This is a genomic window from Streptomyces sp. cmx-4-9, assembly GCF_046548835.1.
Lineage (GTDB): Bacteria > Actinomycetota > Actinomycetes > Streptomycetales > Streptomycetaceae > Streptomyces.
In genome coordinates this window covers 315,030-336,512 of the sequence record NZ_JAEBEE010000006.1, presented here as the reverse complement: position 1 = coordinate 336,512, position 21,483 = coordinate 315,030, and the positions used below count along the sequence as shown (strand labels likewise).

25 protein-coding genes and 1 pseudogene are annotated in these 21,483 nt (G+C 70.0%); 14 read left to right on the top strand and 12 right to left on the bottom strand.

The window, feature by feature from the left end; genetic code table 11:
- Positions 1 to 226: 226 nt before the first annotated feature.
- Together ACLJTM_RS20410 and ACLJTM_RS20405 are read right to left on the bottom strand one after the other, a co-directional pair.
- Complete coding sequence (locus ACLJTM_RS20410) at positions 227 to 1,690, bottom strand: SulP family inorganic anion transporter (protein ID WP_411105091.1); 1,464 nt, start codon at positions 1,688 to 1,690, stop codon at positions 227 to 229.
- A 7-nt stretch (positions 1,691 to 1,697) separates the two neighbouring features.
- Positions 1,698 to 2,288 (bottom strand): carbonic anhydrase, encoded by a 591-nt coding sequence (locus ACLJTM_RS20405; protein WP_411105090.1) that lies wholly within the window; start codon positions 2,286 to 2,288, stop codon positions 1,698 to 1,700.
- A 731-nt stretch (positions 2,289 to 3,019) separates the two neighbouring features.
- Here ACLJTM_RS20405 and ACLJTM_RS20400 point away from each other — a divergent pair.
- The 3 genes from ACLJTM_RS20400 to ACLJTM_RS20390 all read left to right on the top strand — a co-directional run bounded on the left by ACLJTM_RS20400 (position 3,020) and on the right by ACLJTM_RS20390 (position 4,512).
- The gene (locus tag ACLJTM_RS20400; RefSeq protein WP_411105089.1) at positions 3,020 to 3,598 is read left to right on the top strand and encodes a phosphatase PAP2 family protein; all 579 of its coding nucleotides are present in this window, start codon (positions 3,020 to 3,022) and stop codon (positions 3,596 to 3,598) included.
- 258 nt (positions 3,599 to 3,856) lie between these two features.
- Positions 3,857 to 4,309 (top strand): NAD(P)H-dependent oxidoreductase, encoded by a 453-nt coding sequence (locus ACLJTM_RS20395; RefSeq protein ID WP_411105088.1) that lies wholly within the window; start codon positions 3,857 to 3,859, stop codon positions 4,307 to 4,309.
- Positions 4,303 to 4,512 carry a hypothetical protein gene (locus ACLJTM_RS20390; RefSeq protein WP_411105087.1) on the top strand — a complete coding sequence of 70 codons (210 nt, stop codon included), beginning with the start codon at positions 4,303 to 4,305 and terminating at the stop codon, positions 4,510 to 4,512. The genes ACLJTM_RS20395 and ACLJTM_RS20390 overlap by 7 nt, the downstream gene beginning before the upstream one ends.
- A 42-nt stretch (positions 4,513 to 4,554) precedes the next feature.
- Here ACLJTM_RS20390 and ACLJTM_RS20385 read toward each other — a convergent pair whose 3' ends face one another.
- The gene (locus ACLJTM_RS20385; protein ID WP_411105086.1) at positions 4,555 to 4,704 is read right to left on the bottom strand and encodes a hypothetical protein; all 150 of its coding nucleotides are present in this window, start codon (positions 4,702 to 4,704) and stop codon (positions 4,555 to 4,557) included.
- A gap of 873 nt (positions 4,705 to 5,577) precedes the next feature.
- Between ACLJTM_RS20385 and ACLJTM_RS20380 the strand changes: the two genes are divergently transcribed.
- The 3 genes from ACLJTM_RS20380 to ACLJTM_RS20370 all read left to right on the top strand — a co-directional run bounded on the left by ACLJTM_RS20380 (position 5,578) and on the right by ACLJTM_RS20370 (position 7,809).
- Positions 5,578 to 5,931 carry a hypothetical protein gene (locus ACLJTM_RS20380; protein WP_411105309.1) on the top strand — a complete coding sequence of 118 codons (354 nt, stop codon included), beginning with the start codon at positions 5,578 to 5,580 and terminating at the stop codon, positions 5,929 to 5,931.
- A 491-nt stretch (positions 5,932 to 6,422) separates the two neighbouring features.
- The gene (locus tag ACLJTM_RS20375; RefSeq protein WP_411105085.1) at positions 6,423 to 6,902 is read left to right on the top strand and encodes an HIT family protein; all 480 of its coding nucleotides are present in this window, start codon (positions 6,423 to 6,425) and stop codon (positions 6,900 to 6,902) included.
- A gap of 718 nt (positions 6,903 to 7,620) precedes the next feature.
- Positions 7,621 to 7,809, top strand: coding sequence for a hypothetical protein (locus ACLJTM_RS20370; RefSeq protein ID WP_411105084.1), 189 nt, complete (start codon positions 7,621 to 7,623; stop codon positions 7,807 to 7,809).
- Positions 7,810 to 8,268: 459 nt separating this feature from the next.
- On the opposite strand, the gene ACLJTM_RS20365 is transcribed toward ACLJTM_RS20370, so the two are convergent.
- Both ACLJTM_RS20365 and ACLJTM_RS20360 read right to left on the bottom strand, forming a co-directional pair.
- Positions 8,269 to 8,493: an e9imm peptide gene (locus ACLJTM_RS20365; RefSeq protein ID WP_411105083.1), complete on the bottom strand. Its 225-nt coding sequence runs from the start codon at positions 8,491 to 8,493 to the stop codon at positions 8,269 to 8,271.
- A 288-nt stretch (positions 8,494 to 8,781) separates the two neighbouring features.
- Positions 8,782 to 8,913, bottom strand: coding sequence for a hypothetical protein (locus ACLJTM_RS20360; RefSeq protein WP_411105082.1), 132 nt, complete (start codon positions 8,911 to 8,913; stop codon positions 8,782 to 8,784).
- A gap of 936 nt (positions 8,914 to 9,849) precedes the next feature.
- Between ACLJTM_RS20360 and ACLJTM_RS20355 the strand changes: the two genes are divergently transcribed.
- The gene (locus ACLJTM_RS20355; protein WP_411105081.1) at positions 9,850 to 10,245 is read left to right on the top strand and encodes a MerR family transcriptional regulator; all 396 of its coding nucleotides are present in this window, start codon (positions 9,850 to 9,852) and stop codon (positions 10,243 to 10,245) included.
- 110 nt (positions 10,246 to 10,355) lie between these two features.
- Positions 10,356 to 11,279, top strand: coding sequence for an NADP-dependent oxidoreductase (locus ACLJTM_RS20350; RefSeq protein WP_411105080.1), 924 nt, complete (start codon positions 10,356 to 10,358; stop codon positions 11,277 to 11,279).
- A 136-nt stretch (positions 11,280 to 11,415) separates the two neighbouring features.
- Here ACLJTM_RS20350 and ACLJTM_RS20345 read toward each other — a convergent pair whose 3' ends face one another.
- From ACLJTM_RS20345 to ACLJTM_RS20335, 3 genes are all read right to left on the bottom strand, one after another.
- Entirely contained in the window at positions 11,416 to 12,156 is a 741-nt protein-coding gene (locus ACLJTM_RS20345) for a response regulator (RefSeq protein ID WP_411105079.1), read from the bottom strand.
- Positions 12,153 to 12,449, bottom strand: coding sequence for a hypothetical protein (locus tag ACLJTM_RS20340; RefSeq protein ID WP_411105078.1), 297 nt, complete (start codon positions 12,447 to 12,449; stop codon positions 12,153 to 12,155). Before ACLJTM_RS20340 ends, ACLJTM_RS20345 begins: the two co-directional genes overlap by 4 nt.
- A gap of 84 nt (positions 12,450 to 12,533) precedes the next feature.
- A complete protein-coding gene (locus ACLJTM_RS20335) occupies positions 12,534 to 12,677 on the bottom strand; it encodes a hypothetical protein (protein ID WP_411105077.1) in 144 nt (47 codons plus the stop codon).
- Between the two features lie 86 nt (positions 12,678 to 12,763).
- On the opposite strand from ACLJTM_RS20335, the gene ACLJTM_RS20330 reads away from it, so the two are divergent.
- Positions 12,764 to 13,018, top strand: a complete 255-nt coding sequence (locus ACLJTM_RS20330; RefSeq protein ID WP_411105076.1) for a hypothetical protein — start codon at positions 12,764 to 12,766, stop codon at positions 13,016 to 13,018.
- Between the two features lie 131 nt (positions 13,019 to 13,149).
- Here the strand turns inward: ACLJTM_RS20330 and ACLJTM_RS20325 are convergent, their stop codons facing one another.
- Together ACLJTM_RS20325 and ACLJTM_RS20320 are read right to left on the bottom strand one after the other, a co-directional pair.
- A complete protein-coding gene (locus ACLJTM_RS20325) occupies positions 13,150 to 13,590 on the bottom strand; it encodes a hypothetical protein (protein ID WP_411105075.1) in 441 nt (146 codons plus the stop codon).
- Between the two features lie 207 nt (positions 13,591 to 13,797).
- Positions 13,798 to 14,457, bottom strand: coding sequence for a TetR/AcrR family transcriptional regulator (locus tag ACLJTM_RS20320; RefSeq protein WP_411105074.1), 660 nt, complete (start codon positions 14,455 to 14,457; stop codon positions 13,798 to 13,800).
- Positions 14,458 to 14,629: 172 nt separating this feature from the next.
- Here ACLJTM_RS20320 and ACLJTM_RS20315 point away from each other — a divergent pair, with 172 nt between their 5' ends.
- Both ACLJTM_RS20315 and ACLJTM_RS20310 read left to right on the top strand, forming a co-directional pair.
- Positions 14,630 to 15,748: a serine hydrolase domain-containing protein gene (locus ACLJTM_RS20315; protein ID WP_411105073.1), complete on the top strand. Its 1,119-nt coding sequence runs from the start codon at positions 14,630 to 14,632 to the stop codon at positions 15,746 to 15,748.
- 382 nt (positions 15,749 to 16,130) lie between these two features.
- Positions 16,131 to 16,541: an SH3 domain-containing protein gene (locus tag ACLJTM_RS20310; RefSeq protein ID WP_411105072.1), complete on the top strand. Its 411-nt coding sequence runs from the start codon at positions 16,131 to 16,133 to the stop codon at positions 16,539 to 16,541.
- A gap of 171 nt (positions 16,542 to 16,712) precedes the next feature.
- Here the strand turns inward: ACLJTM_RS20310 and ACLJTM_RS20305 are convergent, their stop codons facing one another.
- Positions 16,713 to 17,429, bottom strand: coding sequence for a TetR/AcrR family transcriptional regulator C-terminal domain-containing protein (locus ACLJTM_RS20305; protein ID WP_411105071.1), 717 nt, complete (start codon positions 17,427 to 17,429; stop codon positions 16,713 to 16,715).
- A 177-nt stretch (positions 17,430 to 17,606) separates the two neighbouring features.
- Here ACLJTM_RS20305 and ACLJTM_RS20300 point away from each other — a divergent pair, with 177 nt between their 5' ends.
- Both ACLJTM_RS20300 and ACLJTM_RS20295 read left to right on the top strand, forming a co-directional pair.
- Complete coding sequence (locus ACLJTM_RS20300) at positions 17,607 to 19,256, top strand: CocE/NonD family hydrolase (RefSeq protein ID WP_411105070.1); 1,650 nt, start codon at positions 17,607 to 17,609, stop codon at positions 19,254 to 19,256.
- A 148-nt stretch (positions 19,257 to 19,404) separates the two neighbouring features.
- Entirely contained in the window at positions 19,405 to 20,034 is a 630-nt protein-coding gene (locus ACLJTM_RS20295; RefSeq protein WP_411105069.1) for a hypothetical protein, read from the top strand.
- Between the two features lie 49 nt (positions 20,035 to 20,083).
- Here the strand turns inward: ACLJTM_RS20295 and ACLJTM_RS20290 are convergent, their stop codons facing one another.
- Positions 20,084 to 20,473, bottom strand: a complete 390-nt coding sequence (locus tag ACLJTM_RS20290) for a hypothetical protein (protein ID WP_411105068.1) — start codon at positions 20,471 to 20,473, stop codon at positions 20,084 to 20,086.
- Between the two features lie 733 nt (positions 20,474 to 21,206).
- Here ACLJTM_RS20290 and ACLJTM_RS20285 point away from each other — a divergent pair.
- Positions 21,207 to 21,410, top strand: a pseudogene (locus ACLJTM_RS20285) (right-handed parallel beta-helix repeat-containing protein); the annotation flags it as partial.
- Positions 21,411 to 21,483: the final 73 nt, after the last annotated feature.

Genomic DNA, 21,483 nt, shown 5'->3' with positions numbered 1-21,483 from the left:
GATCGGCTCTGCTGAAGATCGGACTCTGGGACCGACACCGGTACCGTTCGGGAGGCGCTCTTGTCACGTGCCCCTGCTCCTGCGCTGTTCCTTGTACAGGGCGCCGACCTGTGCAGGCAGGGGGCATCGGCCCAGGAACCCGCCCTCCTGTATCACCGCCCCACATGGGGCGGCCGAGGTCGAGGAGGCGGCCGGGCCGACAGCCTCAGAGGCGGGCGGCGCGTGCCTACGGTGCCGTGACTCTTACCGGTTCCGTGTCGGCCGCGCTGTGCCGCTCGGCCCAGCTTTCCAGCGCCGTGCGGCACGCGTGGTCGACGTGGTGCAGTCCGGAGAGGTCCAGCTCCACCGGGCGGTTCTGGGGCAGCGCCTGCAGACTGTCGAGGATCTTGGGCAGCCGCAGGAAGGTCGCGTTGCCGGACAGGCGCGCTTGGACGGGGCCGACGCCTTTGTCGATGACCTCCAGATTGACGTGCGAGGCCTGCCAGGCCGTTTTGGCGACGGCCAGTGCCAGACCGATGAGCACACCTTCGAACATGTTGACGGCGACGATCGCCACGGCCGTGGTCACGAGGATCACGGCCTCACCGCGGTACGCCGTCCACAGCAGCACGACCTGCCGGAAGGGGATCAGCTTCCAGCCCGCGTATATGAGGATGCCGGCGAGAGCGGGCAGCGGGATCAGTTCAAGGACGGACGGCAGGAAGGCCGCGAACAGGAGCAGCCACACTCCGTGCAGCACACGAGAGGTTTTGGTCTTCGCGCCCGCCTGGACGTTGGCGGAGCTGCGCACGATCACGGCGGTCATCGGCAGCGCGCCGAGTAGGCCGCACACGGTGTTGCCGGCGCCCTGCGCCATGAGTTCCTTGTCGTACTCGGTGCGCGGTCCGTCGTGCAGCCGGTCTACGGCAGCCGCGCTGAAGAGGCTTTCGGCGGAGGAGATCAACGCGAACGCGAGAATCGTGCCCAGGACGGCCGGCTGGGCCAGTCGGGCGAAGGCGTCGGCTCCAGGCGGCTGGATCGCGCCGAGCAATCCCTGCACCTGCACCGTGGCCACCGGCAGCGCGAACACCAGCGAGGCCAGCGTGGCCAGCAGTACCGCCGCGAGCGCGCCCGGTATGGCACGGGCCCGTTCCGGCATCCGCTTCCACAGCGCCATCACCGCGACGGTGGCGGCGCCGACCCCGAGCGAGGCCAGGACGTCGGTGCTGCCGACCGCGCGGGTGAGTGCCTCCGGCAGCCCCGTGATCTTGCCCGTGCCGGACGCCGGGGCTTTCAGGCCGGCCGCCGCGTACAGCTGGCCGGCGATGATCACCAGCCCGATGCCGGCCAGCATGCCCTCGACCACCGAGACCGAGATGGCTCGGAACCAGCGCCCCAGCTTGAGCGCGCCCATGAGGAGTTGGAGCAGCCCGGCTCCCAGCACGATCACACCGAGGGCGGCCAGTCCGAACTGCCGGACGGCCTCGAAGACGAGCACGGTCAGTCCCGCGGCCGGCCCGGAAACCTGCAGGCTGCTGCCCGGCATGAACCCCGTGACGATCCCGCCCACGATGCCGGTGACCAGGCCGAGTTCGGCCGGGGCGCCGGAGGCGACGGCCACGCCGACGCACAGCGGCAGCGCGACAAGGAAGACGACGAGGGAGGCGGCGAAGTCCTGCTTGAGATGGGGAACCTTGAGTACGGCATTCATGCCGTACTCACAGGGCCTGGAAGGTGTCGGTGTCCGCGCAGTGTTCGAGTACGGCCCCGGTGTGCGCCTCGTAGCACCAGCTGCGCAGGCGCAGCCGCCCCTCAGCCGGTCCGCTCTCCACACAGGGGTACGAACGCAGGCGCAGCATCTGAGCGAGCAGGTGGTGCCGCGCGGACGCGGCGAGCGCCGGGTCAACGGGGTCGGGATCGGCCTCCGCCGGCCGGTCCGCGGCGTGGGCGAGCCAGTCCCGTATGGCGGGGACGGGGTCGAGCTCGTTGCCCCGCACGAGAGGGGCGACGGCACCGCAGTGAGTATGGCCGCAGACGACGATGTCCTGGACGCCGAGGAAATTCGCGGCGTACTCGATGGTGGTGGTGGCCTCGCAGGGGGGCCGCCCGGAAGCGTACGGCGGCACGGTGTCGCCTGCTGTGCGCAGCTCGAAGAGCTCACCGGGGGCGGCGCCAGTGACCGGGGCCGGTACGGGCCGGGAGTCGGAGCACGTGATGAACAGGACTCGGGGGGATTGCCCTTCAGCGAGTTTGGCGAACTCCTCAGGGCGCTGTCCGAACGTGCGGGCGTTGTCGATGAGGGGCTGCATGCGTGGTCATTCCTCCTGGCGCGCCGTGACGGCGCGTCGGACGGGCAGGACGTGGGGAGGTGCTGGGCAACAGCCGGCGGAACGTGGCGGTTGCGCGCGGGGGTCTACCGACCCGCCGACGCAGCCGTCGTCGTGACAACTACCGACGCGCGTTGCCTCGTAGAGGGTCCAATTCCGGACGGGCTTTCGACCGAGGTATTGCAGGCGCCATGCACGGCTGCGAACACGCAAGCACGCGGCGGGAGCAGGCGGCTAACAAGGCGACGGAACGGAGTGCGAGCTCAATCCCACCTGTCCCACCTCGCTATATCCATCCCTCCAGCAGGTTCAGCATCCCTGGTGCGGACCAAGAGTCAGTCAACACTTGGTCAAGGAACACGTTAGCCCGGCCGAGCTGTTTGCGCGGTTAACTCAACATGCCCTACGGGAAAGAGCCCGAAAATGCGAGGTTTGTTGGCGCGAACTCACCCGTTGATTCGGACAGCTATTCGGCTGGAGTCGCGACACTGCCATCCAGATCAGCAGGGCGATGAAGCTACCGGGGGCATCCGCTTGAATCCCCGGCCCTTGGCGTTCGGCGCTGCCCGGGGTCCGCCACACAGGCAGGCGGCGACTTTCACAGCCGGGGAGCACTCCCGGAGGAAGGCGTGGTCGAGGGGACGGTCGACGGTTGACGGTTGACGGTTGACGAGGGGCGCGTGAACAGGCTCGGACGGGGGAAGCGGCGCAGCATGGAAATCCTGGATGCCATGCGCAGGAGTGATCATCGGCTGACGAGACGGATGGCCGCCTGGGACTCGGCCTGGGCCAGACAGGTGCTGCCGCCGGTCGAGGAAGCTGCCAAGCACACGAAGCTGTGGTGGGCCGCCGCCGTGATCATGGCGACCTCCGGCGGCGGGCGGGGCCGCAGGGCCGCTGCCCTCGGCATCACGGCCATGGGAGTGGCGCAGCTCCTGTCCAACGGAGTGGCAAAACAGCTCGTGGAGCGGCCCCGGCCACCGGCGGAGTGGATCCCGCACGACGGCGTTGAGGACCGGCCGGACAGCTCCTCCTTCCCCTCAGGGCACACAGCCGCCGCCACGGCGTTTACGGCGGCCGTCGCGTCACCCTGGCCCGCGGCTGGCGCCGCATGCGCCGTACCCGCCGTGCTGGTGGCCCTGGAACGGGTTTGCAGTGGTGCGCACTACCCCTCCGACGTCGCAGCGGGTGCCGCCATCGGCCTGGCCGCGTCAGCCCTTGTCCGGGCAGCACCCCGCTTGCTGATGTGCCGCCTAGGCAAGCAGGCGGGTGGCCGGGGCCTGGCGGAGTAAGCCCGCCGTCAGGACCCAGCGTGCGCATCACCCAGGGAGGGTCCGCCATGGCGGCGCGGCGATCGGAGCACGCCGAGCACACGCCGAGCACACAGGGCCATGCGGATGTTCACGGCGGCTCGCACTGCCGGGCCTACGCCTCCTCCCTGGGGACTGATGGCGTCATCCTGCCGCTGCGGCCAGGCCCCGGTTGGACCGGCCGGGCACGTCGTCGTCGGCCATGGGAAACAACTGCCGGAAGGTGACGATCATGCTTGTATGAGGCTGCTGCTGGTGCATGCCTGCAGCAGCTTGAGGGTGCCGGTGCCGGCTGGGGGAAGAATGCGCATAGCGGTGTATCTCGCACATCCGCGGGCCGGGAGTTTCAACCACGCGGTGTTCGACGCCGTGGTGGAGGAGCTGCGCGGTCGGGGGGCCGAGGTCGTGGCCCATGACCTGTGCGCGGAAGGGTTTCCCGCGGTGTTGACCGCCGATGAGACGGGGACGGTTGAGGCGGCGGAGGCCGCTCAGGATGCGCAGGTGGCGCAGCACCGGGCCGAAGTTGCCGCCGTGGATGGGATGGTGTTCGTCCATCCGAACTGGTGGGGTATGCCGCCGGCCGTCCTTACCGGGTGGGTTCAGCGTGTGCTCGTGCCGGGTGTCGCTTACAAGCTGGGCGCCGCGGAGGGGAGCCTGCCGGACTACTCCGAGCGGGCAGGGCGCTCGTGCTGAATACGTCCGACACCCCCGGCGAGCGGGAGGAGAGCGAGTTCGGTGATCCGTTGCAGAAGATCTGGTCGGCGTGCGTCCTGCCGTATGTTGGAGTGACCAAGGTGGACCGGGTCGTCTTTCGTACCGTCACCGACTCGACCGCTGAAGAGCGCGCGGCCTGGCTGGACCAGGCACGCCGGCACGCCGCCGTGCTCCTGACCTGACCCGCGGCAGGGCCACACCCGCCGCCGCCGCAAGGGTGAGGATCAGGCTGCGCGGGTGGCGTCCTGGCAGGCCGGATCGGTCGGGCGAGGGCAGGATGCGGCCGGGCGGGCCACGAGGCAGGTCAGGGCGCGCAGGACGATTCCGGCCACGGGCACCAGGCCGTGGCCATTGGTCTGGGCGAACCACACCACCGGACGAGTACCGGCATGCAGGCCGCCTGTCCGCCAGGCCGTAGATCCGGGCCAGAGTCGACCCCAAGGCGCCCCAGGAGGCCACCGCACCGACCAGTTGCGCGATGCTCCCCCGCACCCCGGGTAGCTCCATGCCGATGAACGGTCACTGACCCTTTCCGGGCACAGCCAGGTCCACCTCCACGCCCGCGAGCACGACCCGACCGCCCAGGCGGCCGCGGAGCCTCCTCGGGAGCCGGGGGCAGGGTCCGCGGCTTCCGCGGCTGAACCGGCTGCCCAAGATCCAGATGACGGGCCCCCACACCAATGTCACGACGAGCGGCCCCGTCACAGGCGGGGCCGCTTTCATGTCGAGGACTGGACCTTGATCGTTCTCCTAGTCCGGAAAGGGGCATCCGAACTCATCGAGCTCCTCGGATACGAACTCCGCGCTCGGGGTCAGGAGGTCGCAGTGGGGCACCTGCACATCCACCTGCCGCGCGCCCTCAAGGCGTCCACTCACCCCGAGCAGGAGGCCACCCGTGATCCGCCACTTCCGCCGCTACGGCGGTGCCCCCGGCCAGCTCACCTCCCAAAACCAGGCGGCCGTCGCCCAGTTCCGCGCGATGTTCGGCGCCGTACGCTCCCCCGGAAAAGTGAACGCGCGGCAGCGGCCGGGACGTGGTCGTGCGGGTCGGCCCGTTCATCGAGGGCGCACACTCCCGGCCCGGCGACGACCACAGCACCGCGCTGCGACTGCGACTCTGCTGCCGGTCATTGACCTCCCTACCCGCACACGATCGTGTCGCCCGGATGAGCCATGTTGAGGACCCCTCGACCGTTATCCAGGGGGTGTCAGCACGAGAAGATGTCAGAGTCACCGTCGTGACCTTGATGAACGTGCTCGTCGACTTCGCCCGGACCGGCCGTATCGGTCCGCTTCATTGCGGCATGCAGCTGACCGCGGCCGAAGATCTCCTGGGTCGAGGACGCCCGCACCCCGCCATCCGGATGAGACCGAACATCGACGGCTACCCCTACGCCTGGAACGGCCTCAAGCTGGTCGTCACCCAACGCGTCGTCAGCGGAATCTGCATCAGGCTCCGGCCGGGCTCGACGACCAAGTTGCCGCCCCTGGTCTTGCGCGACCTAGAGTCCCACCCGGCCACCGTGCTCCGAGAAGACCTGATCGCCGTGCCCCATCGGGAACGCCACTACCTCGGCGTGATGCACAAGCACATCGCTTGACACCTCCAGCGCTACTACCTGCACACCACTCCGGGGACCGACGCCATAGCCCTCCTCCTCCCAGCGTTCTCTCAGCCCTTTTGTAGCTCTGCAACGCGGGACAACATCGCGTCGGGCTGCCTGAAGGGTCAGATTTCGCGCCGGTCATCTGCCATCACGGCATAACGTCGATGGCAACCTGCTCGGGTCGTCGCGTTGCACTCCTCCTCCTGTACCAACGTCACGCAACGGCGCGCGACAGGAGCCAGAGGACATGCAGGACAAGCAGGACGAGGCCTGAAAAGAGGACGCCCAGCATGACTGTCACCCTAGGTAACCACACGGCCCCTCCAGCCCTGGGGCTGCGTTGTGGTGACCATCCAGCGCGTGCCCCTCTCTTGTCCCTCTGCCACGTCGCCGACACTTCCGATGATCTGCATCATGGGGCGATCCCATGGCTTGATTGCGACATCATTTCCGGGATGGTCCGACCTTCCTGATATCCATGGGACATGGACTGGACACATGATCGTTTGGGTTCCGCCGAGCGTGGCGAGAATCCGACGGTGCTCGCGCGGATGCGGACCGGCTGGGCTGTCATCGGCGACATCCAACACCTCCCTGGCTACTGCCTGCTGCTGTACGCGGGCGAAGCAAACCACCTCACCGATCTGCCCCGCGACGAGCGATCACGGTTTCTCCTCGACCTCTCACTTCTCGGCGAGGCAGTCGAAACCGTATGCAGGAAGAGGGACTCGGCGTTGCGCCGCCTCAACTACGAGGTGCTGGGAAATTCCTGGGAGCACTTGCACGGCCACATTCACCCGCGCTACGACTGGGAGCCGCCGCGCCTCCTCCACGGCCCCGTCTGGCGCTACGGGGACGAGCGAACCGCCCTCGAGTACCGGTTGGGTCCAGAACATGACGAGCTTCGGGCGGAGCTCACGCATGCGTTGAAAAGCATCCTCGCCGAGGCCTATGAGCAGGAGTGAGGGGGTCGTCGGAGGGGTCCAGCATAGGGCCCTACCCCCGCCCTGCGGATGGCTCCGGATTCCCCTTGCAGGGCGCGGTCACCGGGCGCTCGCGCTGCCCGCTCCGGAAGCCTGCGCCTGAGCACGATGCTCCTGCGCCTCGTGCCGGCGCCGGGGAAGCCCCCACGGCCGCACACTCGCAGGCAGCTTTCTTGATCTGGCGACGCACCAGGTGGGGCGAAAGAACGGCGGCCACCACCATCAGGTTGCCGAGCGCAGCTACATCTCCGACCCCCTGGCGCGGGCCGTCGGCGCCCAGCTGCTCCGCGGCCGCGCGCACCTTGTGCTCGGCCGCCCGCCACATTGCCGTAGACCCAGCCCGCGGAGCAGGAACCGGTGTGCGCCAGCGCTCACGCACCCTGGACAGGGACAGATCAGGTGCGAGTCGTACCCCGGATAAACAGATCGGCGCCTGCTCCGGATCAGGTTGTCGTCCGGCGCACGCCGCTGCTTGACCCGCAAGACCCGCAAGCCTGCACCGTCCAAACGCTTGAAAAAGTCGGCCTCACCCGTAGCCACCGCAGCAGTCTCGCGTACTGCCCGTGGGAGGGTCACGCGCGGTGCCTCGCTAAAATCAAGAGGCAGCTCCCCGGACGAGCCGGCTGCCGCCTGCTTCGGAAGATGATCCTGCTCAGTAGCAACTTGCAGTGTGGGGGGACTGCCGTGAGGGGCGGTCGATATGCGCAAGCGACGGTACGTGGCCAGGGGGGTACCCGGCGGGTATCGCATTTGGGACAACAAGGGGCAGAGGTGGTGGGGCGACCATTACGAGCTCTGCCCTGACGGTCTCCTGACGGAGCTGAATGGCACCGCCGAACCCGCGAAGCTCACCGCTCTCCTCAAGCAATACCGAGCCCAGAAACGCTGACGGAGCGAGCGAGCGGTCTGCCCGTCTATCGCTTTGCGCCTGGGCCCTGGACCGAGGACGGCGCCCTCCTGTCGGACGTGGCCGAATCTACGACTTCGAGCTGACCTACGACCGAGAGAAGTCTGGCGACAACCTCGCAGGGAGTGGTCTCTTCGGGGGGCCGGGCACTCCGTTGGCAGCGCCATCTCCAAGGAAAGCAGCCGGGTCATTCGCCTTTGCACGGGTGTGCGCGGCGTAGGCGAGGAGCGGACCGGCCGCCTGGGCAGTCACCTGGGGGTCGGCGGCCGGCGGTTGGCGGTTGGCGGTCAGGGGTATGTGGAACTCCTGACAAAATGGGCTTGGCGTGTCCTCCGCATGGGTGATGCCGTGGGGTGTCTGTGGGCAAGCGCCATCCTCAGCCGTGAGTGGTGGACGTCAGCGCGGCGGCCTTGATTACCAGGCTGCGGACTTGAAGACCTCTCACAGAGCGAAGGGCCGGTACTTCAGAGCCTGATCGACGACCTCGGCAGCTGTCAGCGCCCTTCCTTTGGGCCAGAAGATCAAGTCGCTCACATAGCCGCCCGGACAGCCAAGGGCATTGCCCAACGCCTCCAGCGCGCCGTACGCCTCGGCATCGTCGGCATAATCCGCATGCATGATCTCCTGCACCGACGCAACGGCCGCTTCACGAACCGCCTCGGTCACAGCCACCCCCTCCAGGAGGACCAGCCTAGACAGCCACATGATCGGCCGGACAACTGCTCGCCGGAGGTATCGATGGGGAGCCCCATCCGGGGGCTACCTGCCCCTTCGGCCCATGTAGATTCCGACTCCTATTGCTATGAGAGCCACGATTACCAGGATGATTCCAGCGGGTCCGCTGGGAAACCAGAGGGCGGCAAGGTCCATCGGGACCCTCCTTTCACGTTGGCGGATAGAGGCTCTGAACCTCATTGCATGTGTGCGTCTTGTGCTTGATCTCCCACGCTGCCGTCAGCCCCAGGTGCGCAGGAATTCGGTGATGCGGGCGGTGGCGGTGCGGGGTTTGTACAGCTCGTGGGCGAGGGCGGTGAGCTGTTCGCGGGCGGGGTCGGCGGGGATGCCGTTGGCGTTGAGGTACATCATGGCGGGGGCGCAGGCGACGGTGAGGTTGAGGCGTTCCAGCCAGCGGCAGCGGCCGAGTGTGTGGACGAGTGCGGCGGCGCGGGCGTAGGGGTTGTCGTAGACGGGCTGTTGAGGAGTTCGGCGCGGTGGCGGGTCAGCGCGGCGATCGGGACGCCGAAGTCCTTGGGTGCGGGATCTCGGTGGCCGGGGCCGCGGCGGGTGGGTTTCGGCGCACCAGCCGGCGTGCCCGTCTTTACCCGCAGGTTCCCGAACCCACGGCGGCGGACCCGGGCAGGGGCGGGGCCGTTCGGTTCCGCCGGCCTCTCCCACGGCCGTCGCAGATCCCGTGCGAGAGGACGGGCGAGGCGGAGCTGCACGTGTGCGGCCAGGACGAGCCAGGTCCAGCGGTCGGCGGCCTGTGGGTCCCACAGCTTCGGCCGGGTCCAGAGAATGGTCGCTTGAGGAGGTGGAAAGGATTACGGTGCCCTCGATGACCGGCTGCGGGCACTCGTCGTCAAACCACGCGGCCCGGCGGGTCAACCGGCGATGGAGCCGGTCCCACGCCTGCGCGGTCGCCGTCCCGTACCGGTCGGTGTCGATGACGGTCACCGCGGTGCCCCCACCCCAGGTCTCGGGCCGACCGAAGACGAAATCGCCGCCGTGCTTGGTTAGGCGACCTCGTCAAAGTGCCATCAGACACTGCCTGGGTGGCCATGGCCGGCAGAGCGGCGGCGGTCGGTACCGGTCGTGGCAGGTTTTCCCGTGAGGTGTCCATCCGGGGTGGGCGTTGATCGCCAGCGGCGGCGCGGCGTACAGGGGGAAGTGCTGAGGCGCGTACAGGCGAACGTGCTCGGATGGGAGACCGGGACGACAACCCTGCCGTTGTGGCGGCGTCCGTGGGGGTCCGTGGCTCGCTAGCGGTCTGCACCTGGAGCACGCGGGCGTAGGCTCTCAGGAATGCGGATCGGCGAGTTGTCCACGCGTACGGGCGTGAGTCCGCGCTCCTTGCGGTACTACGAAGAGCAGGGCCTGCTGACCAGCGCACGCTCCGATGCCGGGCAGCGTCACTATGCCGCTGCGGCGGTCCAGCGCGTGTCGCTCATCCGGCAGCTGTTCGACGCGGGGATGTCCAGCCGGGTGATCGCAACTGTGCTGCCGTGTGTGGACGTCCCGGCTGACCTGGGCGTCGCCGAGGAGACGTTCACGGCGATGATGCGCGAGCGCGACCGGATCGACGCCGACATCGCGCACCTGATCGGGACCCGGGATGCGCTCGACGCGCTGATCAGGGCCAACAGCCGGCACCGGGCGGAGCTGTCGACGTCGCCGGAGCCGGCGGGACGGCCGGCCTGATGCTGTGACCTGCGTCTCAGTCACTTGCCCCTGACATCGATGTGAGAAGTGAGGATGGCTGCAGAGCCCGCCCGGAATCACCGGGCCGGTCATATGGGAGGCGGCAGAAGATGGGGCAGGCGTGGGGTTTCGGCAGGTACGGCGGGCCCGAGGTGCAGGAGTTCTTCGATCGTCCCGATCCCGTCCCCGGTCGCGGCGAGGTGCTGATCCGGGTCGACGTGGCCGGCGTGAATCCCCTCGACAACATGCTGCGCTCGGGCCTGGTCCCCGGGCTCGACGGCGGGCGTCCGTTTCCCCTGGTGCTGGGGATGGAGGCAGCGGGAACCGTTCTCGCCCGGGGCGAGGACGTCGACGGGCTCGATGTGGGTGACGCGGTCTTCGGCTTCGCACTCACCGGTGGCGGCACCTACGCCGAGACGACGGTGCTGTCCGCGCCGAACACCGCGCGCATCCCGGCGGGCCTGTCCGCGACCGTGGCGGCGACACTGCCCGTGACCGGGACGACCGCGGTGGACGTGCTCGACCAGCTTGGCCTCCCGGCCGGTGCGACGGTCCTGGTCAACGGGGTCGGGGGTGGGGTCGGCCTCGTCGCCGCCCGGCTGGCCATCGGGCGCGAGTTGCGTGTGATCGGCACCGGGAGTACCGCCAAGCGCGAGCAGGCCGAGGCCATCGGGGTGCGGTTCATCGACTACACCGCCGGGGACGTCGTCGCCGCGGCGTGCGAGCTGGTTCCGGACGGCTTCGACGGGATCGTCGACCTGGTCGGAGGAGCCTCGCTGCGGACGGTCGCTCCGCTGGCCCGGGATCGCCGGAACGTCATCGCCGTGGGCGACATGTCCGTGCCCGATCTCGGTGGGCGTTTCATCGAGCGGCGCCTCGACCGGGAGAGTCTGGAGCGGTCCGCCAGGCTGGCCCTCGACGGAGTCCTTGTACCCGTGATCACTGCGGTCCATCCGCTCTCCGACGCCCCGGCCGCCCTCGCCGCCGTCGAGAACGGCCACGCTGCGGGCAAGGTGGTCATCCAGGTGGCATGAGGAGTGGCCTGGCCGCCCGGCGCCGTCGACCGTCCACAGCGGACTGACGAGAGCCCGTGGTCGGCCATTACCAGCTGAGCACGTTCACCGGTACGGGTTGAGCAGTTCAGGCGTCGCCACGGAGACACAGGGATCTTCACCAAACCGTGGGGTCGGCGGTGTCGGCGGACTCGCCGGGTGAGACAAGTCCTGTCTCGTAGGCGAGGACGACGGCCTGGGCGCGGTCGCGCAGGCTCAACTTGGCGAAGATCCGGACCACATGGGTCTTTACCGTCGCCTCGCTGAGCGTCAGTTCCTGCGCCAGTTCGGAGTTGGAAAGCCCCCGGCCCATGAGCGCGAGGACCTCGCGTTCGCGTGGTGTCAGTGCGGCCAGGTTGCGGTGGACGGCCGGGACCGCGGGGCCCGGACCGGCCCCCGGAGTGCCGGAGGCGAAGCGCTCCACCAGGCGGCGGGTGATCGAGGGGGCGAGCAGGGCGTCCCCGGTGTCGACCAGGCGCACGGCGGCGGCGAGGTGCCCGGGGGTGACGTCCTTGAGCAGGAACCCGCTGGCCCCGGCGGCGAGGGCGGCGTAGACGTACTGGTCGAGGTCGAAGGTGGTCAGCATGATCACCCGGCAGTCCGGGGACTGCGCGAGGATGCGGCGGGCAGCCTCCAGGCCGTCCATGGTCGGCATGCGGATGTCCATAAGGACGACGTCGGGGCGCAGTCTGCGCACGGCGGCCACGGCTTCGGCCCCGTCTCTCGCCTCGCCCACCACGTCGATGCCGCGTGCGGTCAGGATCAGCCGGAAGCCGGTACGCACCAGCTCCTGGTCGTCGGCGATCACGACGCGCGGGGCGGTCCCGCCGTGCGGGGCGGTCCCGCCGTGCGTCGTCACGGGCGGTCCAGCGGGATCCGGGCGCGGACGCGGTAGCCACCGCCGAGGCGCCGTCGGGCGTCCAGGTGGCCGCCGTAGACCGCGACCCGCTCCCGCAGGCCGAGCAGCCCGTGTCCCGTCCCGTTCGCCCGGGCCCGGCCCGCCTCGGGTGAGATCGTGGCCGGGCCCGCGTTCCTGACCGAGCGCGGGCTGAGGGTGGGTGACCAGGTCACTCTGGAGCTGAACGGCAGGAAGATCATCGCGACCGTCGTGGGCCAGGTCATCGAGGGCGACGCCCGGGCCCTGGAGGCCACCTGGCAGACCCTCGCCCAACTCGCACCGGACGCCCACGCCACCGAGTACACGGTGCGGCTCGCCCCCGGCGCCGATGCGCGCGCCTACGCCGCGGCGGTCACGGCACTCGACCCGGGCCTGCGCCCGTCGGTGATGGACTCCGGCAACGCCGGTACCGCCACCGTCATCACCTTCGCCACGGTGTTCACCGTGCTGCTGGCCATCGTCGCTTCGCTCGGCGTCTTCAACACCGTCCTCCTGAACACCCGTGAGCGGCGCCGGGACCTGGGCATGCTCAAATCCATCGGGATGCCCCCCCCGGCAAGTGGTGGTGATGACGGTGACCTCGGTCGCCGGGCCGGGCGCGGTCGGCGGGCTGCTTGGCATCCCGCTCGGGATCGTGGCGCACCGCCTCGTCGTGGACCACGTCGGGGTGGTCGACTTCCCCGCGTACATGAAAGACGTCTGGCACGCACCGCAGTTGGCCGCGATGCTCCTCGCGGGTGTGACGATCGCCGTCCTCGGCGCGCTGGTCCCGGCGCGGTCGGCGGCCCGGATGACCATCGCCTCGGTGCTGCACACCGAGTAGATCTCCTGTCGGCACCAGCCTCTGCCTCCGGCTCGTGGCAGCCGACGGATGACGCCGTCGACTGCCACGAGCCGGAGCGGCGTGGTTTCCGGGAGGCGTCGTGCCTTTGCCTTGGTGCGGCTGGTCGTAGGTCAGCGGCGAGTGGTGGCCAGGACGACGAGGAACTGGCCGCCGCCCGGCTGGATGTCGGCGGTCACCGGCAGCCCCGGTACCAGTCGGGAGAACCGGTCCACCAGCCAATCCGCCGCTTCCTGGGCGTCCTTCTTCGTCGGACAACGGGCCACCGTCTCGCGGCCCCCCTTGCGCTCCAGCCTGTCGGCAACGGCGATCAGCGGCGCGGGTTCCGCTACGTACAGCCGGTCCGGCCAGGCGATGACCGCCTTGACCGCGCCCTTGCGGGTGTTGCACCCGCGGTGCGCGAGCCGCTCGGCGATCTTGGCTTTCCGGTCGGCGGTCCGGCTGTCGACACTGGGCCCCCGCGGGTCGTTCACCGACTCGTCGGGGTCGACCGGTTCGTCACACACCCAGCAACGCCAGCCGTCGCGCTCGGCCACATCATCAAGAAGACTCATCCGAGCAAACTAGCCTGCCCGACCGCCACCTGCGCACCAGCGCCCGGCGGCGTCTGCACACCGTCCGACAGTGCTGCGGCATTTTCGGACAGGAACCACCGCGCAGGGGATCGCCCCGGACGGCAACCTCGCCGGGTCTTCCCCGCGCGAGTGGAGGGGGGAAAACGCGACACCTCGGCATGCGGGCGTACCCATTCCGAGGCCGGACTAGCTCGGGCAGATTGCGGCTTCGATGTGGGCGAGTTGGGCGGCGAGGATCTCCTCGAACGCGGCCCGGCGATCCGCCCCGAGGGGGCGGACGTCGCGGGCGAAGTGGGCCAGGGCGGGGAAGCGTTCGGGGTCGGCGCCGAGTACCGCGACGCGGAACAGCTCCATGGCCTGTTCGTACTCTTCCGGCGTGATGGTGCTGACTGCGGCCTCGGAGGCGATCAACGCGGCGATGAGGACCGCGAGCCGGTGGTAGCGCGCCGGAATCTCCGCGTCGGGCAACCCCGACGCGCGCAGGGCCTGCAGCACCTCTTCCATGACCAGCCGGGAACCGGCGCCGCCTGACGCGTACCGTCCCCAGACCGCGGCGAGCTGGGGCTGCTGGCCGAACGCCTCTCTCAGGCGCAGGGCCAGGGCGGTGATGCGCTGCTTCCAGTCGCCCTCGGCGCGGTAGCCGTCCATGGATGCCAGCAGGATCCGGTCGGCGACCGCGCGCAGCAGCTCTGTCTTGCTGCGGAAGTGCCGGTAGAGGCTGGAGGAATCGGTCCCGAGGGTCGCGGCGAGTTTGCGCACGCTGAACGACTCCGTGTCGCTCGTGCGCAGCAGCTCCGCTGCCGCATCCAGGATCTCCTCGGTCGACCAACGCCTTCGGCCTGCCATCGTGCTCCTCTCGCCGGATCTCATTCTATCCGTGCACCTGGCGTTGCACGCACCGCGTGCATAATGAGGACATGAGCGTGCCGGGCACGCCGGCACACCACTCGTGGCCTGCTGCCCGGGTCGGGCGACTGATGCGGAGCCTCACCCCGGGGAACGCGAAAGGACGCATGACGTGACGAACCCACTGGATCCCGCGGCGCTGAACGCCGCCCTCGACAACGTCCATCGCGCGGGAATGCCGGGCCTGTTCGCCGAGGTACGTGACGGCGAACAGGTCTGGCGCGGCGCCGCCGGGGTCGCCGATACCGCCACCGGCCGTCCCGTCACCGCCCATATGCGGCACCGCGTCGGCAGCATCACCAAGACCTTCACCGCCGCCGCGGTCCTGCAACTGGTCGAGAGCGGTCAGATCGGGCTCGACACACCGGTCGGCCGGTACCTTCCGGAGCTGGTTCCCGGAGGACGCGGTGACGCGATCACGGTCCGCATGCTGATCAATCACACCAGCGGCCTCGCCGAGTACCTCCCATACGCCTACCCCTCCCTCAAGGCCTTCCCCGACCTCGCGAACACCGGACCCCAGAGCCTGGACGACCACCGGTTCACCCGGTTCGACCCCATCGAGCTGATCGAGTTGGGGGTCACCGCACCTGCCGTCGGCTCCCCGGGCAGCACGCCGGGGGTGTACTCCAACACCAACTACCTGCTCCTCGTCCAGCTCCTGGAACAGGTGACGGGCACGACGGCCGAGGAGTGCATCACGCGGAACGTCATCGAGCGCGCCGGGCTCCGGGACACCGAACTCCCCGACGGACCGTACGTCGACGACCCGCATTCGCTGCTCTACGAGGCGTGGTTCGGCATGATCGACCCGCCGCGTGACTACAGCGTCTACGACATGTCCTGGGTGGGGCCGTCAGCGTCGCTGATATCGACTGTCACGGACCTCAACCGCTTCTACGCCAGCCTGCTGGCCGGGGAAATCGTCAGCTTGTCGTCGCTGGCGCAGATGCAACGCACTGTCCCGGTCGTCTCCCAAGAGGGAAGGGTGATCGACTACGGGCTCGGCCTGTACCCGATGGAAGGTCCCGGTCAGGGCACCTTCTGGGGCCATGGGGGCACGGTCTGGGGCGGTGGGGCGCTGGCCATGACCCGGTCCGACGGCAAGCGGCAGATGGCGGTCGCGGTGAACATGCAGAGGTGGAACAGGCTCGACTCCTCCGGTAAGCCGCAGCCCCATCCCATCGACGACGCGCTTGCGGCTCTATACCGCGTGGCGATGTACGGCTGACCGGCCGGAGAGAGCCGCTCGCACGTGAGTGTGCGTAGGCCGTGAGGCGCGGTTCCGCTGGCCCTGGTCGATGGGAGACCTGTGCGACTTCGCAGCGGCTCGCGCGCCGAGCGGTGACGCCGTCCGGGCCGCTGAAAAGGGGCGTCCCGGGGCTTCAGCGTCTTACGGACTCCCCCGCCGGAACGGGCCACTTCCCCGTTCCGGTTGGGGAGTTCTCGTGCTTCAGGCGGCTGATTTCGTCCCGATGGCGCTAACGTCATGCGCGCCCTTCGGGTGCGCGGCTCCGGTGTCTCTGAGCGGTGACACCGCTCGGCCGGCCCCGGGCCTGCTCCTACGTACGTGTTCCGCACCCAGAACCGACGACGCAAGGGGAACCGATTCCATGACCGTCACAGCAGCACGCCGCACCATGTCACCGCGTCGCTCCGCCGCCCGCGCGGCGGCCGTGGCGGCCCTGTCCGCCGCCGCGCTCCTCGGCGGCGGTCTCACGGCCCAGGCCGCCGCACCCGCACCCGCCCGCACGGCGGACGGGGCGGGCGCGGCGGGCGCGGCCGTGGAGCTCGCGCCGGCCGGTGCGCTCGCCACCCAGTGCTACTACAAGGTCAACGCCAGCGGCGGTCTGCTGATCCGCAGCGGTCCCGGCACCGGCTACGCGGTCGTCGGGTCCTACGCCAACGGCTCCACGATCCTCGCGTCGTCGTCCACCACCAACGGCTTCCGCAAGGTGGGCACCAACCGCTGGGTCTCCTCGGCGTACACCGTCCGCATCGTCAACCTTCCCTGCGAGTCCTGACAGGGACCCGCGCCGAGGACACCGTTCCGTTCCCCCGTCCTTCAACGGGCTGCCGCTCGCCGGAAATCCTTCCGGCGGCCGGCGTGGTCCGCGTCCACGCCGTTCCAGCCGGGGCCGACCGGGGGAAGGGCTTCGGCACGGCGCGGCTCGGCACGGCGCGGCGGAGTGGGGTCAGGCGGTGTTCAGGCCGTCGATCAGGCGGTTGAGGAACCGGGTGAAGGTGGCTTCGGGTGTGAGGGGGCGTCCGGGGGCGGCGAGGGCTTCGGCGAGTTCGGGGTGGCGGCCGTCCGCGGCGACAGCGGCGAGGTAGCGGGCTTCGGCTGCGGCTCGGTCGGGGGACTGCGAGGCTGCGGCCCCGGCAATCTCATGGGCGACGTGTCCGGCCACGAATGCGGTGAGCTGGGCGAAGACCTCCAGCTTCGCCGCACCGTCCAGCCGGGTGGGCCGCAGGGCGGCAAGCGCGCGTTCCAGGAAGGCCAGGGTGTTGGGGCCGGGGATGCGGCGGCCGGCCAGAGCGGCGGGCAGCCAGGGGTGTCGCAGCATGTGGGCGCGCTGGATGTGGGCGATGGCTTTCAGCTCGGCACGCCAGTCGCCGGTGGGCGGGTCCGCGGTCGGCAGTTCGCCGCTGACGTGGTCGACCATCAGTTCCAGCAGCGTCTCCTTGTCGGGGGCGTAGCTGTACAGCGACATGGCGCCGGCTCCGACCTCTGCGGCGACCTTCCGCATGGTGACCGCTTCGAGCCCCTCCGCGTCCGCCAGGGCGACCGCTGCCGCCGTGATCGCCTCTCGGCTGTAGGCGGGCTTGCGGCCCCTGCGGGGCTTGGCGGAGCCCAGCCAGAGCTGCTCGGGGTCGACGCCTGGGGCGCCGGCCTCTCCTGCACGGGGCATGGTCCGCGCTCCCTCCCTTGATCGAGGAGGCCCTTGCGGGTCTCATCCAAGCATGGCCTATTCTCGTACATTGTACGGATAGCGAGGAGGGGAACGATGGCCATGCGCACACACGGTCCTGCGACGAGGCCGACCTGGCCAGCGCCTTCGGGTAGGCCGCCACTGAGCTCACGGATCATGAGGGCGACCTGGCGCGGCCTCCCGGCCAAGCGCCACGATGTCGGGTGGGAGCCGGGACTGCCGGTGCCGGCCGCCGACGGCAGCCCGCTGATCACGGACCACTACTTCCCACGCGCCGAGGGCGACTTCCCCACCCTCTTGGTGCGCTCGCCGTACGGCCGGGGCCTGCCGTGGTCTCCCATGTACGGCGTGCTCTTCGCCGAACAGGGCTTCCACGTGGTGCTGCAGAGCTGCCGCGGCACCGGTGGTTCCGGCGGCGAGTTCGACCTGTGGCGCAACGAGGCCGCCGACGGCCAGGCCACGGTGTCCTGGCTGCGCGAGCAACCCTGGTTCAACGGAACGATGGGGACAGTCGGCCCCAGCTACCTGGGATACGTGCAGTGGGCCCTCGCCCTGGACCCGCCACCGGAGCTGAAGGCGATGGTGGTGCAGGTGGGGCTGCATGATCCGCACGCCCTGTTCCACGCACAGGGTGCGCTCCGCCTGGAGAACGCCCTCGCCGTCGGCGCCGGTATGACGTACCAGCACCAGGGGATGGCACCGTTCGTGAAGGCGACTCTGCGTCTGCAGCGGCGCCTGCGTGATGTCACCACCGCGCAGCCGCTGCGCGGGGCGCACGTGTCCGCCCTCGGGGGCGAGGTGCCCTGGCTGGACGGCGTGATGTCGCACCCGGATGCCGAGGACCCGTACTGGCGCGGTGCGTCGTTGGCGGCGGCGGCGGAGCGGCTGACGGTGCCGACCAGTTTGATCACCGGATGGCACGATGTGCTGGGCGACCAGACTTTCGAGCAGTACCGCCGACTGCGTGAGGCCGGGTGCGAGACCGCCTTGCTCGTCGGCCCCTGGACGCACACGTCCGCGCTGCAACAGGGGTGGCCCGAGGTGTTCGCCGAGAGCCTCGCCTGGCTCCGCGCCCACCTGTACGGCGATCCCTCCGGCCTTCGTCCCACCAGGGTGCGCGTGCACGTCGGCGGCGAAGACGACTGGCGGGACATCGACGACTGGCCGCCGGCCGCGGTCGCCGACTCGTGGTTTCCCACCGGGCAGAAGCACCTTACCCGGCAGGCCCCCACGGAATCCGGGCCCCTGATGTCGTTCCGCTACGACCCGGGCGACCCCACCCCCGCTCTCGGCGGCCCGCTGCTCTCCCGTACGGCCGGTCCTCGCGACAACGGCACCCTGGAGATCCGCGACGACGTACTGACCTTCACCGGCCCCCCGCTCACCGAGCCCTTGGACATCCTCGGCCCGGTCTCCGCACGGCTGAGCATCTCCACGGACACCGGCCACGCCGACGTCTTCACGCGCCTGTGCGACGTGGACGCACAAGGCCGCTCCGTCAACATCTGCGACGGGCTGGGCCGACTGCGGACGGACGGGCAGGAGCCGTCGCGGATCACCGTGCCGATGAGCTCCACCGCCCACCGCTTCGCCGTCGGTCACCGCATACGCTGGCAGATCAGCGGAGGCGCCCATCCGCGCTACGCCCGCAATCCCGGCACCGGGGAGTCACCGGTGGACGCCACCACCTTCACACCGGTGCGCATCACGCTCCATGCGGACTCAGCGCTGATGCTTGCGACCCTGGCCCGCCGTTCCGGGCTCAGCCCCACGGGAAGCAGCCGACAAGCCGGACCCAACGGTTGACCGATCAGCCCGCAGCCTCCCGACGGGCCCTGTCACCGGGATGTCTGGCGCCGGCTCTCCGGGCGGAGGACCATCGGGTGGGCACGGGCCGCCGACCGGCGGCGGTCCGGCCGGGGGCCCGGTACGAGCGGGCCGGGGGGAGGCGCGCATGACCGCCGCGGAACAGCTCAACTGGGCGGCCCTCTTGCGGTTCGACCAGGAGCGGGGCCTGGAGGGCCGCCGGCACGATGCGGAGGCCGCCGGCCGCCGCGGGGACGGCCGGGCCCAGGCCCAGTACCTCCAGGAGGCCGCCCAGCTGGACATGCTGCCCAGGCTCTGGGAGTTCGGGATCCCGCTCACCGAGGAGGAGTACCAGGACGCGGGGCGGGTGCGGTCGTGGATGACCCACGAGCAGGCGGCGGCCCGTCACGAGGCACTGTCCCGGTACCCGTCGTCGCCGGGCTGGAGCCGGGACCCCCACATCCGGTACTTCTGGTCCCCGGACGGCCATCTCCTGTACGTGACGACGGCCCGCGACGACGGCCGGTTCGTCGTCAACCACGGTTTCCTGACAGCCGATTGGGCCGACCGGCTGCGCCGGGACATGCCGCAGCTTGCGCACCTGGTGACCCTGTACGAGAGGAACCAGACGGCGGGCCGGGGTCACGAGGGAGCCCCGGCCGGCACACCACTCGCGGGCATCGGCATGCCCGAGCCGCTGAGGCTGTGGCGGGCCCGCGTGGAGGACGTACTGCGGCGCAGGGCCGCGGAACAGACCGCGGCCGGCCCCGCCGGGTAACCGGGCGGCGACCCGCCTGGTCACCGCTCCTCCTGCGGCGCCCGTGCGCTCAGCGCCGGCCGCCGCCGACGCGGCGGTCGTCGGCCAGCCCGGTCAGGGGGCCGAACTCCTGGGCAAGCTGGTTCCACGTCAGGACCTCGCCACAGCGGGCCGGGAACTGCTTCGGGTTGAACTCGGGCATGGTCCAGGTGCCGGTGCCCCGGTCCCGCAGCCACAGGTCCCCGTCACCGTCGACCACACTCGGCGGTGCCGGTACGGGTTCGGGCTGATCGGTGGGCTCCCAGGTGACCCGGCCCGGGTGGGAAGCGCGGCGCAGCTCGGTGGTGGCCAGCCGCGCGACCACGTCACGGGTGGACTCTTCGGCGTCCTTGACCGACGCGAGTCGGAATGCGTCGTCAAGTACGGGCAGGGCTGGATTCTTGCTGCGCTTTGAACTCATACGCTGACTACCTCCGGTGGGGGGCGCCACATCCGTGATGGCACCCCGTGGAGGAACACGGTATCCGAGGCGGGAGCCGGGGGCGGCTGCGGCGACTGCCAGGTGGAATCACCGACCCGCAGCCCCGCGAAGATCCCTCGACGTCAGCGGGGCTCGGTTCTGCGCCCCCGCCGGCCTCAACATCCCGCTCCGCCCCGCCCGGCCCACCGCCCTCACCCACGGCCGCACCATCCGCCTCCACGGGCCGAACCCACCGCCCTCAACCTCTTGCACCGCACCGGACGTCCCGGTAAGTCGCACAGCGACCGGGCCGTAGCAGCAGCCGGATTCCGAGCCGCCGTGCTGTGACCCGTGGGTGAGCCGGGCACCCGGAGGCCTTCCGCCGGTCAGCCAGACGGGCCCATCACATGACGCGCTGTCAGAACGTTGACACCGAGTCCGGGGTTGCATCTGATTTTCGAGTCTGGAACTGTCACTCGCGTAACTCACCCCCCTCACAGCGGACTTCGGAGCGCAACGCCCCCGGGCTTCACTTCCCGGCGCCTTGCCCCGGCTCGGTGACACGGGCGAAACGTCTCCCTTTGCGTGCTCTCTGCTCGCGGCTACGGCCCGCGGAGGGCACCAGCCGCTTCGCAAGGACGAACTGGGAGACCAGGCAACAGTGAAACGCACGAGCACCCTCGCCCTGACCGCAGCACTGCTCGCTTCATCCGCCCCGCTGGGCCTCGCCACCATGGGAGCCGGTACTGCGTACGCCGCAGCCCGCACGTACTTCGTCAGCCCCAGCGGCAACGACAGCAACTCGGGCACGTCCGCCCAGGCTCCCTTCCGGACCCTCCAGAAGGCCGCGGACAGCGTTGAGCCGGGCGACACCGTCTCGATCATGAACGGCACGTACTCCGAGGGTTCTGCGGGGTCGAACGTACTGACCATCAAGCGCTCCGGCCTGCCCGGAGCGCCCATCACCTTCACCGCTCATCCCGGCCACCATCCGGTGATCCACCCGGTGA

Excerpts from the sequence above, each read along its gene's own strand:
- ACLJTM_RS20310 (WP_411105072.1), top strand. The coding sequence starts at position 16,131 with ATGACCGTCACAGCAGCACGCCGCACCATGTCACCGCGTCGCTCCGCC.
- ACLJTM_RS20400 (WP_411105089.1), top strand. The coding sequence starts at position 3,020 with ATGGAAATCCTGGATGCCATGCGCAGGAGTGATCATCGGCTGACGAGA.
- ACLJTM_RS20320 (WP_411105074.1), bottom strand. The coding sequence starts at position 14,457 with ATGGCAGGCCGAAGGCGTTGGTCGACCGAGGAGATCCTGGATGCGGCA.
- ACLJTM_RS20290 (WP_411105068.1), bottom strand. The coding sequence starts at position 20,473 with ATGAGTTCAAAGCGCAGCAAGAATCCAGCCCTGCCCGTACTTGACGAC.
- ACLJTM_RS20380 (WP_411105309.1), top strand. The coding sequence starts at position 5,578 with ATGAACGTGCTCGTCGACTTCGCCCGGACCGGCCGTATCGGTCCGCTT.
- ACLJTM_RS20295 (WP_411105069.1), top strand. The coding sequence starts at position 19,405 with ATGACCGCCGCGGAACAGCTCAACTGGGCGGCCCTCTTGCGGTTCGAC.
- ACLJTM_RS20395 (WP_411105088.1), top strand. The coding sequence starts at position 3,857 with ATGAGGCTGCTGCTGGTGCATGCCTGCAGCAGCTTGAGGGTGCCGGTG.
- ACLJTM_RS20325 (WP_411105075.1), bottom strand. The coding sequence starts at position 13,590 with ATGAGTCTTCTTGATGATGTGGCCGAGCGCGACGGCTGGCGTTGCTGG.
- ACLJTM_RS20405 (WP_411105090.1), bottom strand. The coding sequence starts at position 2,288 with ATGCAGCCCCTCATCGACAACGCCCGCACGTTCGGACAGCGCCCTGAG.
- ACLJTM_RS20370 (WP_411105084.1), top strand. The coding sequence starts at position 7,621 with ATGCGCAAGCGACGGTACGTGGCCAGGGGGGTACCCGGCGGGTATCGC.
- ACLJTM_RS20355 (WP_411105081.1), top strand. The coding sequence starts at position 9,850 with ATGCGGATCGGCGAGTTGTCCACGCGTACGGGCGTGAGTCCGCGCTCC.
- ACLJTM_RS20410 (WP_411105091.1), bottom strand. The coding sequence starts at position 1,690 with ATGAATGCCGTACTCAAGGTTCCCCATCTCAAGCAGGACTTCGCCGCC.
- ACLJTM_RS20350 (WP_411105080.1), top strand. The coding sequence starts at position 10,356 with ATGGGGCAGGCGTGGGGTTTCGGCAGGTACGGCGGGCCCGAGGTGCAG.
- ACLJTM_RS20305 (WP_411105071.1), bottom strand. The coding sequence starts at position 17,429 with ATGCCCCGTGCAGGAGAGGCCGGCGCCCCAGGCGTCGACCCCGAGCAG.
- ACLJTM_RS20330 (WP_411105076.1), top strand. The coding sequence starts at position 12,764 with ATGACGGTGACCTCGGTCGCCGGGCCGGGCGCGGTCGGCGGGCTGCTT.
- ACLJTM_RS20300 (WP_411105070.1), top strand. The coding sequence starts at position 17,607 with ATGAGGGCGACCTGGCGCGGCCTCCCGGCCAAGCGCCACGATGTCGGG.
- ACLJTM_RS20360 (WP_411105082.1), bottom strand. The coding sequence starts at position 8,913 with ATGATGTACCTCAACGCCAACGGCATCCCCGCCGACCCCGCCCGCGAA.
- ACLJTM_RS20375 (WP_411105085.1), top strand. The coding sequence starts at position 6,423 with ATGGACTGGACACATGATCGTTTGGGTTCCGCCGAGCGTGGCGAGAAT.